The organism is Shewanella sp. M16, assembly GCF_018224605.1.
Taxonomy (GTDB): Bacteria; Pseudomonadota; Gammaproteobacteria; order Enterobacterales; family Shewanellaceae; genus Shewanella; species Shewanella oncorhynchi.
The window spans coordinates 1-16482 of the sequence record NZ_JAGTUL010000005.1 but is presented as its reverse complement, the minus strand read 5'-3'; the positions used below and the strand labels follow the sequence as shown (position 1 = coordinate 16482).

General features: G+C 47.1%; 10 protein-coding genes and 1 tRNA gene. 5 read left to right on the top strand and 6 right to left on the bottom strand.

All coding sequences use genetic code 11. The features are described from left to right. Window positions 1-152: 152 nt before the first annotated feature. From bioD to bioB, 4 genes are all read right to left on the bottom strand, one after another. Window positions 153-893 carry a dethiobiotin synthase gene (gene bioD, locus KFE26_RS04585; RefSeq protein ID WP_105252838.1) on the bottom strand — a complete coding sequence of 247 codons (741 nt, stop codon included), beginning with the start codon at window positions 891-893 and terminating at the stop codon, window positions 153-155. 166 nt (window positions 894-1059) lie between these two features. After that, on the bottom strand, window positions 1060-2019 hold the full coding sequence (locus KFE26_RS04580; protein ID WP_212599787.1) for a methyltransferase domain-containing protein: 960 nt from the start codon (window positions 2017-2019) through the stop codon (window positions 1060-1062). A gap of 64 nt (window positions 2020-2083) precedes the next feature. Further along, window positions 2084-3316 carry an 8-amino-7-oxononanoate synthase gene (locus KFE26_RS04575; protein ID WP_212599786.1) on the bottom strand — a complete coding sequence of 411 codons (1233 nt, stop codon included), beginning with the start codon at window positions 3314-3316 and terminating at the stop codon, window positions 2084-2086. A 151-nt stretch (window positions 3317-3467) separates the two neighbouring features. Beyond that, window positions 3468-4520 (bottom strand): biotin synthase BioB, encoded by a 1053-nt coding sequence (bioB, locus tag KFE26_RS04570; protein ID WP_212599785.1) that lies wholly within the window; start codon window positions 4518-4520, stop codon window positions 3468-3470. A 122-nt stretch (window positions 4521-4642) separates the two neighbouring features. Between bioB and bioA the strand changes: the two genes are divergently transcribed. After that, a complete protein-coding gene (gene bioA, locus KFE26_RS04565; RefSeq protein WP_212599784.1) occupies window positions 4643-5998 on the top strand; it encodes an adenosylmethionine--8-amino-7-oxononanoate transaminase in 1356 nt (451 codons plus the stop codon). Window positions 5999-6377: 379 nt separating this feature from the next. Beyond that, on the top strand, window positions 6378-7979 hold the full coding sequence (locus tag KFE26_RS04560; protein WP_212599783.1) for a methyl-accepting chemotaxis protein: 1602 nt from the start codon (window positions 6378-6380) through the stop codon (window positions 7977-7979). A 141-nt stretch (window positions 7980-8120) separates the two neighbouring features. On the opposite strand, the gene KFE26_RS04555 is transcribed toward KFE26_RS04560, so the two are convergent. Then, window positions 8121-11561: a PAS domain-containing hybrid sensor histidine kinase/response regulator gene (locus tag KFE26_RS04555; RefSeq protein ID WP_212599782.1), complete on the bottom strand. Its 3441-nt coding sequence runs from the start codon at window positions 11559-11561 to the stop codon at window positions 8121-8123. A gap of 174 nt (window positions 11562-11735) precedes the next feature. Here KFE26_RS04555 and acs point away from each other — a divergent pair, with 174 nt between their 5' ends. From acs to KFE26_RS04540, 3 genes are all read left to right on the top strand, one after another. After that, window positions 11736-13688 (top strand): acetate--CoA ligase, encoded by a 1953-nt coding sequence (acs, locus tag KFE26_RS04550; RefSeq protein WP_212599781.1) that lies wholly within the window; start codon window positions 11736-11738, stop codon window positions 13686-13688. 222 nt (window positions 13689-13910) lie between these two features. Further along, window positions 13911-15665, top strand: a complete 1755-nt coding sequence (locus tag KFE26_RS04545) for a DEAD/DEAH box helicase (RefSeq protein WP_212599780.1) — start codon at window positions 13911-13913, stop codon at window positions 15663-15665. Between the two features lie 60 nt (window positions 15666-15725). Further along, on the top strand, window positions 15726-15986 hold the full coding sequence (locus tag KFE26_RS04540; protein WP_028760344.1) for a GrxA family glutaredoxin: 261 nt from the start codon (window positions 15726-15728) through the stop codon (window positions 15984-15986). Between the two features lie 375 nt (window positions 15987-16361). Here KFE26_RS04540 and KFE26_RS04535 read toward each other — a convergent pair. Beyond that, window positions 16362-16437, bottom strand: a tRNA-Lys gene (locus tag KFE26_RS04535). Window positions 16438-16482: the final 45 nt, after the last annotated feature.

Below are 16482 nucleotides of genomic sequence, written 5' to 3'. Positions count from 1 at the left end.
CTTTAATGTGCAGGCACTATTTTGCGAGATTTTGCGAACATTAGTCAGCAGCCTTGATAGAAATGAGCCTCAACATAATTTGAGGCTCATTTTTTATCAAAAGAAAAATAACTGTTCCGCTTAGGGGAAAGTCTTAAACAATTATGCAGTCGCTAAGTATTGCTCTCCTCACCTTGATAAAGTGGCGCAATATCGACATAGTCAGCAGCGTTTTCAGCACTTGGATCCTCGAGAAATGGCACACAACCGAGGAAAGGTGCCGTCATCATCTCTTTAAGGCTCGTCAGATTCTCCTCAAACATACTCATATTCGGGTCGACACGATTAGCAACCCAGCCTGCAATCTTAAGCCCATCGGCCAATATCGCCTCTTGAGTCAGCAATGCATGATTTAAGCAGCCAAGTTTCATGCCAACCACGAGGATCACTGGCAGTTCTAATCTCTGTACGACTTCCGAAAGATACCTGCCATCACCTAAGGGTAAACGCCAGCCTCCCGCGCCCTCAATCAAGCAAAAATCCGCTTGAGCAAATGCCACTAAATCTAAACTTTCAATAATAGCTTCAGGCGCTAAACTCACGCCCACTTGGGCGGCGGCAATGTGCGGTGCAATCGCAGGTTCGAAGGAAAAAGGATTGATGAGTGGATAAGCCAGTTTTAATGATGATGACGTCATCAGCTGTAACGCATCGGCATTGCGCAATCCTTCAGAGGTTTGCGCGCAGCCCGAGGCGATGGGTTTAACACCTAAAGTCAACATAGTGTTGGCTGCAAGAATACTCACAGCAGAGTCAGCATTGGCTATGAGCCCTAAACGATTCACAGCGGTTAATAATGCCGCCGAAACCAAAGTCTTACCGCTATCGGTATCTGTACCTGTTACAAAATACATATTAGATCCTTATCTGTTGCTATGAGTTGTGCTTTGTTAAGCACACTCTCCATAAGCTAAATGTCCATATAGCTAACGATCTCTATACGTAATGTTAAAAATCCAACGTTTTCTAGATATTAGTGCTAATTGATAATGCCATGACTAAAGGCATAATATGTGAACTTTAAAACCTACGCCGAGCACGTATTTGAACTATCTGGTAAGTTAAAGGCAAACCTTGGGGTAAACGTAGCGATTCGGCTTTGGCCTGCATGGCCTGCCAATCTTGACGACCACGCAGCCGTGGAGTGAATTCTGAAGCACTCACTGTTGAACCTGAAACCCGAGTTGTTGAACTGGCGACATGTACAGAAGCCCCCACACCTTTAATTGAATAGAGTAGTGCCTTAAGAGTGTCAAAATACACTGTCATAGGGACGAGTTGCACTTCAAGTAATTCCCATGTATCGAGTTTAAATGCAGCCTTGAGTGCTTGCATCGTCAAAAAGTCATTCACTCTTAACCCTAATTCAGCTAATTGATTCAAACTCCCCTGCGCTACTAGGCTCAAATGACACTCGCCGTTAGGCTTAAGTACCCGCGCTATTTCGGCTACCGCAGCGGGAAAATCAGCACACCATTGCAGGGCTAGATTAGAGTAAATAACATCCATGCAGCCATTGGTAAAAGGTAAACACTGCGCATCGGCACATACGCCGAGATAATCGGGATAAGACTGTTTTAGCTTTTGTAGCATGCCAAGGGCAATATCCACGGCAAATACAGTTGTGGATGAATTTTGCGTAGAGAGATCCGCTGGTTGAGAGACACTGTGATACGCAGAAAAATCCGTGCCAGGGCCAGCCCCTATGTCTAACAGATAACCTGCTGCCGAAAACTCACTAAGTAAACTGGCAGCGCTCAGGCGTTGTAATTGATTATGATCTTGGTAACTATGGGCCGCTGCAGAAAAACGTTCAGCAATTTGAGTCCCGTGCACATTAGACACAGTCCCCGCGAGAACGCCCCCATAAGAAACGCCCGCATTAAGCTCACTCAGCTTAAGATCGCAAGCTATAAACTTGTTTGACTCATGAGCAGGCTCGCTACAGCTTGGATCACTAGACTTTATCAGGCTTGGCATTTTAACTAACACTCAACCATAAAAACTTAACATTCAATAAAATAACGCGATCTATAGGGTACATTTATCTGTACTCATCGGCAGATTCTCGTTCACTGACAAGCGGAATACCAACACGACTGAGCACTTGGGCTAATTGCTCAACACAAGCTGCGATATCTTCAGCGGTATGGGTCGCCGTTAAGGTAATGCGTAACCGCGCCGACCCTACAGGCACCGTCGGCGGTCGAATCGCCCCAACCCAAATGCCCGCGACTCTTAACGCTTCGGCGACTTGCAGGGTTTGCTGCGCATCGCCAATGATCAACGGCTGAATTGCGGTATCCGAACCTAAAAGGGGCACGGCAGCATCGAAGCATAACTGTTTGAATAGCGAAATATTCTCAAGCAGCTTTTGCTGTAACTCAGGATGTGCAGTGCAGTACCGAGTCGCGGCTAACGCTAATGCGGCATTGGCGGGCGATAAGGCGGTCGAATAAATATATTCGCGGGCATTACTGACCAAAAAGTCGATCAGCGCCTGACTCCCCAAAACCGCTGCGCCTTGGCAACCTAATGCCTTACCAAAGGTCACCACTTGCACATCGATAAGCTTGGCTGCTTTATCTCTTGCATCACTATTTTGATAACCATCGAGCACCGCAAAACCATGGGCATCATCAACAATCAACCAAGTATTTTGTTGACGACAAAGCGCCGATAACTGCACGATCGGCGCACAATCCCCGTCCATGCTAAACACGCTTTCTGTGATTAACGCCGATGCGTGATTTCGAGTCAGAAGCCGCTCAGCGCTCTCAAGCGAATTATGTAAAAAACGTTTTAACTGCGCACCGCTGTCCTGCAAACCATCGATAATTGAGGCATGCACAAGTTTATCGGCAATCACAGTATCTTGCTGATCAAACAAGGTTTTCATTAACGCCGTATTGGCACTAAAGCCCGAGCAGAATAATAATCCCGCTTCATGCCCCGTTAAGGCGCAGAGTTCACGTTCAAGTGTGACATGTGCATCACTGTACCCTGTCACTAAGGGCGATGCGCCGCTACCCACACCGTAGGTCTGCGCCCCAAGGTGCAGCGCTTCAACCAACTCAGGAACGCGGGATAAGCCTAAATAATCATTACTGCTAAAATTAACATAGGATCGACCTTCGAACACAAAGCGCGGGCTCGAAGTGGGTGCGTTAACATCAAAGCTGTGATCAACACTCAGCATTTTACGTTGCCGTAATAAACCTTGCTCACGTAAGGTTTGCTGACGGGCGGCAATTTTCATCTCGAGCAGAGAACTCATCGATTTAGCCTCAAGAATGATTGTTTTAAAAATGCTTGCTTAAAAAATGGAGTGCGGCCAATAAAGCTATCGGCCGCAATCAAAATAGGCTGCGGCAACAAGGTTTACAGGCTATTCGACCTGTTTGTCGGACAACATGCGCTCAGTAGTATTACAAAGCAGCCGCGTCATAGAATTGTGCCGATGACTTATCTTGATAGGCCGCCGCTTTTGCTAATACAGCACTTTCTTCTTCCAGTTTTGCCGCTGCGCCCTGCTCGGGACGTAAGCCTAAACGTCGAAATAGCCCCATATCATCGCTTTCTTCTGGGTTTGGTGTGGTCAGCAATTTACAACCATAGAAAATCGAGTTAGCGCCAGCAAAGAAACACATGGCCTGCAGCTCATCACTCATATTTTCGCGGCCTGCCGATAACCGCACGCGGGAAAGCGGCATTAAGATACGCGCCACGGCGATAGTACGCACAAATTCGAGTGGGTCGAGGTCGTCAAGCTTCTCAAACGGCGTGCCGGCCACTTTGACTAACATATTGATTGGTACTGAATCAGGATGCTGCGGTAAATTAGCCAGCTGTTGTAGTAAGCCTGCGCGATCCGTCGCCTTTTCACCCATGCCGACAATCCCGCCCGAGCACACTTTCATACCTGAAGCACGCACATGTGTCAGTGTATCTAAACGATTTTGATAGGTACGTGTCGTGATCACATCGCCGTAATATTCAGGCGAAGTATCTAAATTATGGTTGTAATAATCTAAGCCAGCACTGGCTAAATCGTTCGCTTGATCTTCAGACAGCATACCAAGCGTCATACAGGTTTCCATACCTAAGGCTTTAACTTCTTGCACCATTTGTTTAAGGTACGGCATGTCTTTTTCTTTTGGATTACGCCAAGCAGCGCCCATGCAGAAACGAGAAGCCCCCGCGGCCTTAGCACTGCGTGCCTCGGTCAGCACAGTTTCCATTGCCAGCAAACGCTCTTTCTCTAGACCTGTGTCATAGCGAGCACTCTGCGGGCAATATTTACAATCCTCAGGGCAAGCACCGGTTTTAATCGATAATAAACGGCTAATTTGCACTTCATTAGGATCGTATACCTCACGGTGAATACTGTGTGCTTTAAATAATAAGTCATTCATCGGCAGCGCAAATAAGGCTTCGATTTCTTCCCGCTTCCAATCATGACGAACTTGCAACTGCGACATTGAACACCCTTTTTATTCTGTTTTTTATCTTGGCTAGGATAACCTCAGCCCTTAAACTGTCAACGCCAACCAGTGAACCCAGTTTACTAATGGCTACTTTATCACCAAAAAAGTGAGCTTTTATGCGCAATTTACTCGATTTTGACTTTGATAGCGCCCATATTTGGCATCCTTACACCTCAATGACCCGATCTCTTCCTGTTTTTGGTGTACATAGTGCAAAGGGCTGCGAGCTTGAACTCGTCGATGGCCGCAAGTTGGTCGATGGTACTAGCTCGTGGTGGGCCTGTGTGCACGGCTATGCACATCCCAAGATATTAACCGCGATGGAAAAACAGTTGCATCAACTGAGCCATGTGATGTTTGGCGGTATCACCCATGAACCCGCCATTGAACTGTGTAAAAAACTTATCGCTATGACCTGCAAACCGCTAACAAAGGTCTTTTTGTGCGACTCTGGATCTATCTCAGTCGAAGTGGCAATTAAAATGGCGCTGCAATATTGGCAAGGTCAGAGTTGGCAAGGGCAAAGTATACATGGAGAAGAGCGACCGCTAAAACAACGCATTCTTACCGTTAAGAGGGGCTACCACGGCGATACCTTTGCCGCGATGAGCGTATGCGATCCCGAAGGCGGCATGCACACTATGTTTGGCGATGCAGTAACCAAGCAATCATTTGTGCCCGCGCCACAAACCGCCTTTGGCGAAGCCTTACAAGCCGATGATTTAACCGCAATGCGCGACATATTAAGCATTAATCACCATGATATTGCCGCAGTGATTATAGAGCCGATAATGCAAGGCGCTGGCGGTATGCGTTTCTACAGCGCAGATTATTTAACGGGTCTTCGTGCCCTATGTGATGAATTTGATGTCCTGCTGATCTTAGATGAAATAGCCACTGGCTTTGGTCGAACAGGTAAGCTTTTTGCCTATGAACACGCCCATATTACCCCTGATATCTTATGTTTAGGCAAAGCGCTGACGGGCGGTTATATCAGCCTAGCGGCAACGCTATGTACCGATAAAGTTGCCCAAGGCATAAGCCAATCTCCCGCAGGCGTGTTTATGCATGGCCCTACTTTTATGGGTAACCCGCTAGCCTGCGCCGCGGCGTGTGCAAGCTTAGACATAATTAACCGTAATGAATGGCAAGCGCAAGTGGCTGCTATCGAACAGCAAATGCGTTTAGAACTTAACGATGCGATTGACTTACCGAGCGTAAAAGACGTGCGAGTGCTCGGCGCTGTCGGCGTGTTAGAGATGCACGAACCCGTCAATACCGCAGAGCTACAGCAACAATTTGTTGATTTAGGCGTCTGGGTGCGTCCCTTCGCCAACCTTATCTATATCATGCCGCCCTATATCATTAGCTCAGCACAATTAAGCAAACTCACCAGTGCGATGAAGCAAGTCGCAGCAGGTATTAGCGCGGTATCAAAAAATCTTGAGCCGCAGCTTATCAGCCACGGTTAATGCTTTAACACTTGACCATCTTTTAGTTTAACGCTCTTTCAACTCAATAAGCCTTTAACGTCGAATAAACGAACCCCTGCGCACTGTGCGCTAGGGGTTCGAACTGCTTGGCTTATCTCAGACTCAGCAGCCCTTCCCTTGTTCGAATCTCGCATCCTCTCGATAGATAAACGCGCTAAGGTTGCAATTGCAATATTGCTCACAATTTCCATTAAAACTCTGTAATTTAGTGCATTTATTTAATCCACCAACTGGAAATTTTATCAAAGCCAACGATGCTTATATCACTCACTTTACACAACATATCTTTCGCCAAAAGCTGACAACAACTTGAGCAGAGGGAATGGCTTAAATCGCTACACAAAGAAAAGGAGATCATATGTTCAAACTCGCTAACATCCCCGTTAATCGAAAACTCGCACTACAGCTCATTATCGCCCTCGCAGGAGCCTTAATTTTACTCACTATTTCCGTCACAGCCCTCAAGCACAACCTGATGGCAGAGCGTGAAGCACGACTTAATGCCGTATTGTCCCTCGCCAGCAGCCGTATCCAAGCGTTGTCGCAATCGCTCCCCCTAGAGCAAGCACAGCAAGCCGCTAAAGACATGTTGAACGACATGCGTTTTGATGGTGATAACTACTTGTTTGTGATTGATGAATCGAGGCACGTTATCGTTCATCCCATCAAAAAAGAACTGGTTGGCCAACAAATGGGTAATCGAGGCGAAGAGAATTATTGGTTCGAAATGGTCGAACTCGGCCGTGATGGCAAACAAGGATTAGTCGAATACCGCTGGACGACGGCGAATGGCAAATCAGCGCAAAAAATCTCACTTGTCATGGGATTTAAACCTTGGGGCTGGATCTTAGGCTCAGGTATGTTACTCCAAGATATCGAAGCCACCATTTGGAATGAATACCTCACCATGGGAGGCATTACATTTGTCATTATTGTGCTTATGGCTTGGCTAGGATATGCCATTAGCCGCTCTATTACGCAGCCATTGGATGATGTGAATCTGGCTATGCTCGCCATCACAAAAGGTGATTTAACGACTCAGCTAAAAATCTATGGTAAAGATGAACTTGGCATCTTAGCCCACAATATAAACCAAAGCATAGACTCCATTCGTAGCACTTTACTTCAAGCGAGTCATAGCGCTGACAATGTTGCACAGGCCTCGGCTCGTATCGCCTCAACTGCAGAGGAAACCAATCAAGCGGTAAATAATCAGCGGGATCAACTCGCCCAACTTGCCACCGCCATGAATGAAATGAGCGCCACTATCGCCGATGTCGCGAATAATGCGGAGAGCACAGCCAAAGATACCAAAGAAGCCACTTGGGAAGCTGGCCTTGGCGACCAAGATGTTCACGCCAGCGTAGATGGTATTCATGCACTTGCCAAAGAAGTGGAGCAAGCGACGGATCAAGTAAATATGCTTAAAGAGGAAGTCATGCAGATCAGCGAGGTCACCTCTGTTATCAGCGCGATTTCAGACCAAACCAACTTGCTGGCACTGAATGCGGCAATTGAAGCCGCCCGCGCTGGCGAGCAAGGGCGAGGGTTCGCTGTAGTCGCCGATGAAGTGAGGCAACTTGCCAGTCGCACTAGGCAATCGACCGAAGAAATTCAAAACACGATTTCATTATTGCAACAACGGGCCGTGAGCGCCGCTAAGGCAATGGATGCAAGCCGTGCACTGGCAGAAAACAGTGTAAGTCAATCAGCAAAAGCGGGTAAGGATTTATCGCTTATCGTTGCTCATATAAAACATGTGAGTGACATGGCAACCCATATCGCCACCGCCGCAGAAGAACAAAGTGTGGTCGCAGAAGACATGAACAGAAACGTGTGCGGGATTAATAACTCAGCGCTCGAAGTCTCTGAATCGGCGACTTATTTGGCTCAAGAAAGTGAAAGTTTGGCCGAATTATCACTGAATTTAAACAATAAACTGGCCGTATTCAAACTCTAGTCATGTATTTAGTTACACCCACAAACCTGTGTCAAACCGTTTAGCCAAGATAAGCCGCATAAAAAATTGCGCGATTATCTTGGCATTTCGATAAACGTACCGACGTCACTAAACTCATGTTACCTAGCACGTATACCAAGCTTATTTTACCAAGCTAGAAATCAAGGCACGTAGCGCGGCAGGTTTTATCATTTTCGCCATATAGTGATAGCCGCGGCGTTGCACATCTTCCACCAACTCTTTGCGGGTATTAGCGGTGATCAAAATACCGGGTAAATCTTTGCCATACAGGGCACGAATACCGTCCATCGCATCGACGCCATTTTGGCCATCATCTAAATGGTAATCCGCGAGCACAATATCAGGCGCGACGCCTTTCAGTCCTAGTTTAATGCGTGCATCAGATAAATCTTTTGCACAGATAACCTCACACTGCCAGCGGCTTAATAAGCTTTCTAATCCAGCTAAAATGGCCTCTTCGTTGTCGATACACAACACTTTGATACCCGATAACGGCTGCAGCAGCGACGGTAACGCCTTCACTTGTGGCTGACGCACAGTTTCTCCAAGCGGCACACAAATGGAGAAGACCGAGCCGCGCCCTAAATGGGACGAAACCTGAATACCGTGTTCTAACACTTTACTAATGCGATCAGCAATCGCCAGACCTAAGCCCAAGCCGCTAACATTGTTGCTCTTAGGATTATTCAACCGCTTAAATTCTTTGAAAATTTCTTGGGTTTCTTTTTCATCAATACCACAACCCGTGTCTAACACTTGGATTTCAAGGTAATGACCTCGATGACGACAACCAAATAACACTCTGCCACCGCGAGCATAACGGTAGGCATTCGTTAAAAAGTTTTGCAGGACACGCCTTAACAGCGAAGGATCGGAATTAACGGTTGCGCTGCATGGGATCATCTTAAAACGAATTTGGTTATCCGCCGCCATCGCTTCAAATTCAACGGATAAGCCATTGATCAGTTCTGAAATCGCAAAGTCACGGCGATTGACATCCACCATACCTGAGTCGAGTTTAGAAATATCCAATAGGTCGGTGAGCAACTCGCCGGCAATTTTTAGCGAGCTATTCACATGGGATAAGGTGGTTCTGGCCTCACGATCTAGATTGGGATACTGAGATAACGACGCAGTAAACAGCCGCGCGGCATTAAGCGGTTGCATTAAATCATGGCCAACAGCAGCCAAGAAGCGACTCTTAGAGGCGTTGGCGATTTCTTCCTGCGCTTTAGCCTCGAGTAACTCACTGTTCAACATGGCTAATTCATAGGTTCGCTCATTAACGCGGCTTTCTAAGGTTTCATTGGCCTCGAGCAGTGCGCGCTCCTGCTCGCGATACTGAGTAATATCGGTAAAGGTCATCACAAAACCACCGTCTGGCATGGGATTACCTTGAATTTTAATCACTTTACCGTCTCTGCGATGGCGCTCAGAAGTGTGCGGCGTGCCATTACGCATATGCTGCACCCGCTGCTCAACCTGCTGTTCTATTTCCCCTTCACCACAATAACCCCGCGCCGCATTAAAGCGGATCACTTCACTGATGGGCATGCCCTGCTGCAAAAATCCATCGGGATATTGATACAGCTCCACATATTTGTAATTCCATGCCACAAGATTGAGATCGTTATCGATAACACTCATGCCTTCATAGGCGTGCTCAATCGCGCCGCGCAACATGTCTTGACTGAGCATAATCTTCGATGAAGCTTCATCGACCAGACTAAAGACTTCATCCAGCGCTAAATCGCGCCCTTGCAGCACGGAATCCATCACCAGCGCTGCGCTTGAGGCGCCAAGCACCCCCGCCAATAAACGTTCAGTGTGGGAAATCAACTCCGGCGGCGCCGCTTTATGCCAACTATCACTTTTTACCGCATCAATCGAGAAACGGCTAAAACTCTCATAGGCGCGCGTTGGGCTAACGAAGCGACTCGCCAGTATCAGTAAATCTTGCTGTGAAATCGGACCATTTTTCTTATTGGCGCTGTTTTTCAATTTGCCAGGGCTCACAAAAGCACTGGCCTGAATACGCTCAGCCACACCTGCTCTAAACCAAATAGAACCCAATATATAACAGGCGATATTAGCAAAAAGAGCCGTCAGCGCATCACGCACATTGGGCGTTATCGCATCTAGCAGGCCTTTCTCGCTCGCGACACTAGACAAGAACGCCGATGAGCTTTGCACATCTGTCATGCCCTGCAACATGATGTAGAACCACAGCGAAAAGCCCACGCCGAGTCCTAAAAATACCCCAGCACGATTGCCGTGTTTCCAATAGAGTCCACCGACTAAAGCTGGCGCGAGTTGGGCAAACGCCCCAAAAGACAACATGCCTAAATGGGACAAGGAATCACTGTCTGATAATGCCAAATAGCTGCCATAGCCTAAGCCAAGAATAATCACGATCGCCAAGCGGCGGGCATTAAGTAACAGGTGCGAGAACTGACTGAAGTTTTTCTCGCGGATATGGCCTGTGCGCAGCATCACTGGCACCAGCCATTCGTTACTTACCATCACACTGATAGTCACCACCGCCACTATCACCATGCCAGTTGCCGCCGAAAGTGTGCCAAGTAATGCAATCACCGCCAGCAAAGGTTGATCTAACGCCAGCGGTAAATTAATCACATAGGTATCGGCCGACACTGAATCGCCGAGGATGATCTTCCCCGCCAAGGCGAGCGGTCCAACGAATAAACCAAAAAGTGCTAAATAAATGGGAAACAGCCAACGCCCTTTTGACAACACGGACTCATCGGCGCATTCCACCACCATTACATGGAACTGCCTTGGCATACATAAAAAGGCCGCCATTCCGACGAGTAACTCAGGCATTAAAGCTTCAATACGTGGATTGGGATAATTAATTAGTGACTGCGCATTGGCCTGCTGCCAAATATCCCCAAAACCATCGAACACTCCGAAACTGATGACGATGCCGACCAACAAAAATGCGGCAAGTTTCACCAGAGACTCAAAGGCAATCGCGAGCATCATGCCGGGATTATGCTCAGTCGCATCGAGTTTACGAGTACCAAATAAAATGGCAAATATGGCTAACAGCGAAGTGATCAGTAACGGAATTGTCACGCCATCGAGGGGATCGTCAGCGGGTTGAAACAAATTAAGACTGAACACCATCGCCTTAAGCTGCAGGGCGATATAGGGCATGATGCCAAACAAGGCAATTAAGGTGACTAAAGCCGCTAAGGTTTGAGACTTACCATAACGGGCGGCAATAAAGTCGGCCACGGAAGTGATATTTTGCGCCTTAGACACTAATACCATCTTGCGTAACATGCCAAAACCTAAAGTAAAAATCAGAATAGGGCCGATAAAAATCGGTAAGAAAGACCAAAAATCCTTAGCCGATTGCCCAACTGTGCCTAAAAAACTCCACGAGGAGCAATAAACCGCTAAGCTCAGACCATAGATAACGACCTGAAGCTTTTTAGTGATCTGAGTAAACCAACGCTCCGCCCCCCAAGCCAATAGGAATAAAAGCGAGACATAACAGACGGCAATAACAGCAACGACTAAGGTTAAATTCATACTTTGCTCTTTTTTCTGATTATTGTGCGATAAAAACTGTCTAAAATCTAGCCGGATTTTTAATGCAACAGACTAAATATAAAGGAAAATTTAACACTAGACCAAGGTCTAATGGAGTTGCCGCCCCCTTGCATACCATACTCAGTCCACGCAATTTTTCAAAAGGGAAGCCCTATGAGCTCGCAGTCTCTCTACAAAGTCTCCGGCAATATCGCTGCCAATGCACTTGTAAACAACGATAAATATAAAACAATGTACCAAGAGTCGATTGTCAATCCTGAAGGTTTCTGGAGAGAACACGGCAAGCGTATTGATTGGATTAAACCCTATACCAAAATTAAAAAAACCTCTTTTGATGACCATAACTTATCGATCAATTGGTTTTACGATGGCACCCTGAATGCTTCAGCCAACTGTTTAGACCGTCACTTAGCCGAGCACAGTGATCGCGTGGCGATTATTTGGGAAGGCGATAACGCCAGCGAACAACGCAAAATCACCTACGGTGAATTACATGCAGATGTGTGTAAGTTTGCCAACGCACTGCGCAGCCAAGGCGTGCGCCGCGGTGATATAGTCACAATTTACATGCCTATGGTGCCAGAAGCCGCAGTCGCTATGCTTGCCTGTGCCCGTCTCGGTGCTGTGCACTCTGTGGTCTTCGGTGGTTTCTCACCGGATTCAATCGCCTCTCGCGTCATTGACGGAAAATCCAAAGTCATCATTACCTCCGATGAAGGTATGCGCGGTGGCCGTGCTATTCCATTGAAGCGCAACATAGATGATGCCTTAAAGCACCCTGATGTCACTACGGTTGAAAAAGTCATCGTACTTAAACGCACAGGTGGCAAAGTAGATTGGGTAGAAAGCCGTGATGTGTGGTGGCATTCACTGATGGAAACCGCATCAGAGCACTGCCAGCCAGAAGAAATGGACGCCGAAGCACCGTTATTCTTGCTTTATACCTCAGGTTCAACCGGTAATCCCAAGGGCGTATTGCACACCACTGGCGGCTACATGGTTTATGCGTCTATGACCCATGAATATGTGTTCGACTACAAAGCTGGTGAAGTGTACTGGTGTACCGCGGATGTGGGTTGGATCACTGGCCACTCTTACATGGTTTACGGCCCGCTCGCCAATGGTGCGACTGTGCTTATCCATGAAGGTGTACCAAATCATCCAAGCCCTGCCCGTTTAGGCGAAATGATTGACCGCCATAAAGTGAACATTCTATATACAGCGCCAACCTTAATTCGCGCGCTGATGGCCGAAGGTAAACAACACTTCGATAAGTTCGATGGTAGCAGCTTGAGGATCATGGGCTCGGTAGGTGAACCTATCAACCCAGAAGCATGGCGTTGGTACCATGAAGTCATAGGTCATGAACATTGCCCTATCGTCGATACTTGGTGGCAAACTGAAACCGGCGGTATTTTGATTACGCCACTGCCTGGTGCGACCGATACTAAACCTGGCTCAGCTACCCGTCCGTTCTTTGGCGTTCAACCCGCCTTAGTGGATAACATGGGGAATATTTTAGAAGGTGAGAACGAAGGTAACTTAGTATTACTCGATTCTTGGCCGGGCCAAATGCGTACTGTGTATGGCGACCACGAACGATTTGTACTGACCTACTTTAAAACCTTCCGCGGCATGTATTTTACCGGTGACGGCGCACGCCGCGATGAAGATGGCTACTACTGGATCACTGGCCGCGTCGATGACGTGATCAACGTATCCGGCCACAGATTAGGTACAGCAGAGGTTGAAAGTGCGCTGGTATCACATGAACTGGTTGCAGAAGCTGCAGTAGTTGGCTACCCACATGATATTAAAGGCCAAGGTATTTATGCGTACGTCACGCTAACCCGCGGCACTGAAGAAACCGAAGATCTACGTCAAGAGCTGCGTCAATGGGTTCGTAAAGAAATTGGTGCGCTGGCAACCCCAGATCTCATCCAATGGGCGACGGGCTTACCTAAGACACGTTCAGGCAAGATTATGCGCCGCTTCCTGCGTAAGATTGCCGCTAACGAAGTGACAAACTTAGGGGATGCATCAACCTTGGCCGATCCAGCGGTGATCGAGACCTTGATTGAATCACGCTTAAATCGTACTGAGTAATATCCGAGTCACGAATAACGTCCACAACGCTTAGTCTATGCCCAATAGGCTAAGCGTAACCTGAACCTCCCTTTTTAAACCTCAGGTTAAAAGTGAACCCTGTTGAGAGAGTGTGTGTGATTGCTCCTTTCTCTAGCTTGCCCCTCCAACCAGGGGCATTTTTTTTGCCTGTTATGTTAAGCTTGCGACCTCACTTTTATTCAGCATAGATTTTTTATCAGCGTGTCAGTCAAACTCAGAGACTATCAACAACAAGCGGTTAATGCCGCCATCGCCCATTTTAGGCAAAGCCAAGCTTCCGCCGTACTTGTATTGCCCACAGGCGCCGGCAAAAGCATAGTGATCGCCGAACTGGCACGCATCGCCAAAGGCAGAGTATTAGTGCTCACCCATGTGAAAGAATTAGTTGCACAAAATGCAGAGAAAGTCGGTTTACTGACAACCGAAGCCAGTATTTATGCGGCGGGACTCAATCAAAAAGCCACCGACGGAAAAACCGTTGTTGCCAGTATTCAATCGGCAGCGCGGGGATTAACGCAGTTCGATCAGCCGTTCTCGTTAGTTATTATTGATGAATGCCACAGAGTCAGCCTAGAAAAAACCAGCCAATATCAGCAAGTACTCAACCATTTACGCACGAAAAATCCCCAATTAAGATTGCTCGGTCTCACCGCCACGCCCTATCGCCTTGGCACTGGCTGGATTTATCAGCAACACTATCACGGCAAAGTGGGGTCTCCCGAACATGCCGTGTTCGAACATTGTGTGTTCGAGCTGCCCATAAGGCCGCTCATTAAGCAAGGTTACCTCACAGCGCCAACCCTGTTTGATGGCCTCAGTGCCCAGTACGATTTCAGCCAACTTAAAGCAAACGAGAATGGCGAATATGCCGAAGCCGAGGTTAACGATTTACTGGGACATTACGGCCGCGCGACCACTGCGATTGTGAAACAACTCATTGAACTGAGCCAACATAGAAAAGGCATTATCATTTTTGCGGCAACGGTGCGCCACGCTAATGAGATTTTTGGCCTACTCAACCAAGCTCACGCAGCGCAGAGCGCCATTATCACGGCACAAACGCACGACAATGAACGTGACGCGACGATTGAACGCTTTAAAGCCCAAGAGCTTAAGTTTTTAGTCAACGTGGCTGTGTTGACGACAGGCTTCGACGCGCCCCATGTGGATTTGATTGCAATTTTGCGCCCGACAGCCTCAGTCAGTCTGTTTCAACAAATGATCGGCCGTGGATTGCGAATCGCTGAAGGCAAAAAAGATTGTCTTATCATCGACTATGCAGCCAATGGTTATGACTTGTATTTCCCCGAGGTCGGCCAAGCGAAACCCAACAGTAAATCGGTACCCGTGCAGGTGCATTGCCCTGTATGCGATTTTGCCAATATATTCTGGGGACTCACGGACGACGATGGCGACATTATCGAACACTTTGGTCGCCGCTGTCAGGGCATAGTCGAACAGCAAGGTAAAAAGCTGCAGTGCGACTTTCGATTTAGATCTAAATCTTGCCCTGATTGTGGCGAAGAGAATGATATCGCCGCGCGCATTTGCCAGCACTGCCAATCGACCCTCATCGATCCCGATAAACGCCTACGCCAAGTGCTCAGCCAGCAGCACCATCATTTGTTCCGCTGCCAGCATATGAGCCTCATCAACGATGACGGCAATCTGAAAGTGCAGTACCTCGATATCGACGGTAATGAATTCAATCGCCGCTTTAAATTACAAACGCCGGCCCAGTGGCGAGCCCTATATGCCTTATTCATCTTTCCCCATAGCCGTACACCGGGATTAAAACCGAAAAAATACACTAAGGTGACAGAGTTAATCAGCGACGCGGATAAATTCCGCATGCCCGATCTCTTGCTGCTGAAGAAACATAAAAAAGGCTGGGATCTGCTCGAAAGCTATTTTGATTATCAAGGTCGCTATCAAACTGAAAATAAACGCGGCTGACATTATCAATTCACTTAGGCCTATGGTATAAAACGACTAAAGTAATCCTAAGGAGCTATTATGTTCGTTGTTATTTTTGGCCGTCCAGGCTGTCCTTATTGCGTTCGTGCTGTGCAATTATCTGAGCAACTCGTTGAAAAACGTGATGACTTTAAGTTCAGATATGTCGATATCCATGCAGAAGGCATCTCTAAAGCAGATTTAGAAAAAACTGTCGGTAAGCCAGTTGAAACCGTACCGCAGATTTTTGTCGATGAGAAGCACATAGGTGGCTGTACAGATTTCGAGCAATATGTTCGTGAAAACAATCTGTTAGATTAAGCGCTATAGATATGTGATCCGCTTAATGCAAAAGGAGACCTAAGGTCTCCTTTTTAGTCTTTATCACAACCAAGTGGGATTAGAGCTTTCCATAAATAGTGCTCGGTACATAAACTGCCTAGACCCCCCAGAATTATACGCACCATTGTCATCATCACTGCACATAATGTCAGCTTTAATATAATCGCCAAACTCAAGATACATTTCTTTTTAAAGATGCAGCATTAGTCGAACTTGCTAATGCCAATAATTATGTTAGAAAAATATTTGCAGTGGAAGAAGTAAAACGAAGGTATTAAATTCTGTACTCAGTATTGGAGTTTAACGTGGGACATTCAGGAGGAAATTCGAGAGAGATACAGCTGAAGAAATAAGTGGTGGGTCGTGAAGGATTCGAACCTTCGACCAATTGGTTAAAAGCCAACTGCTCTACCGACTGAGCTAACGACCCATCTAGGTATTACGATAAAAATGTTCACTTATTTTGGCATCAACA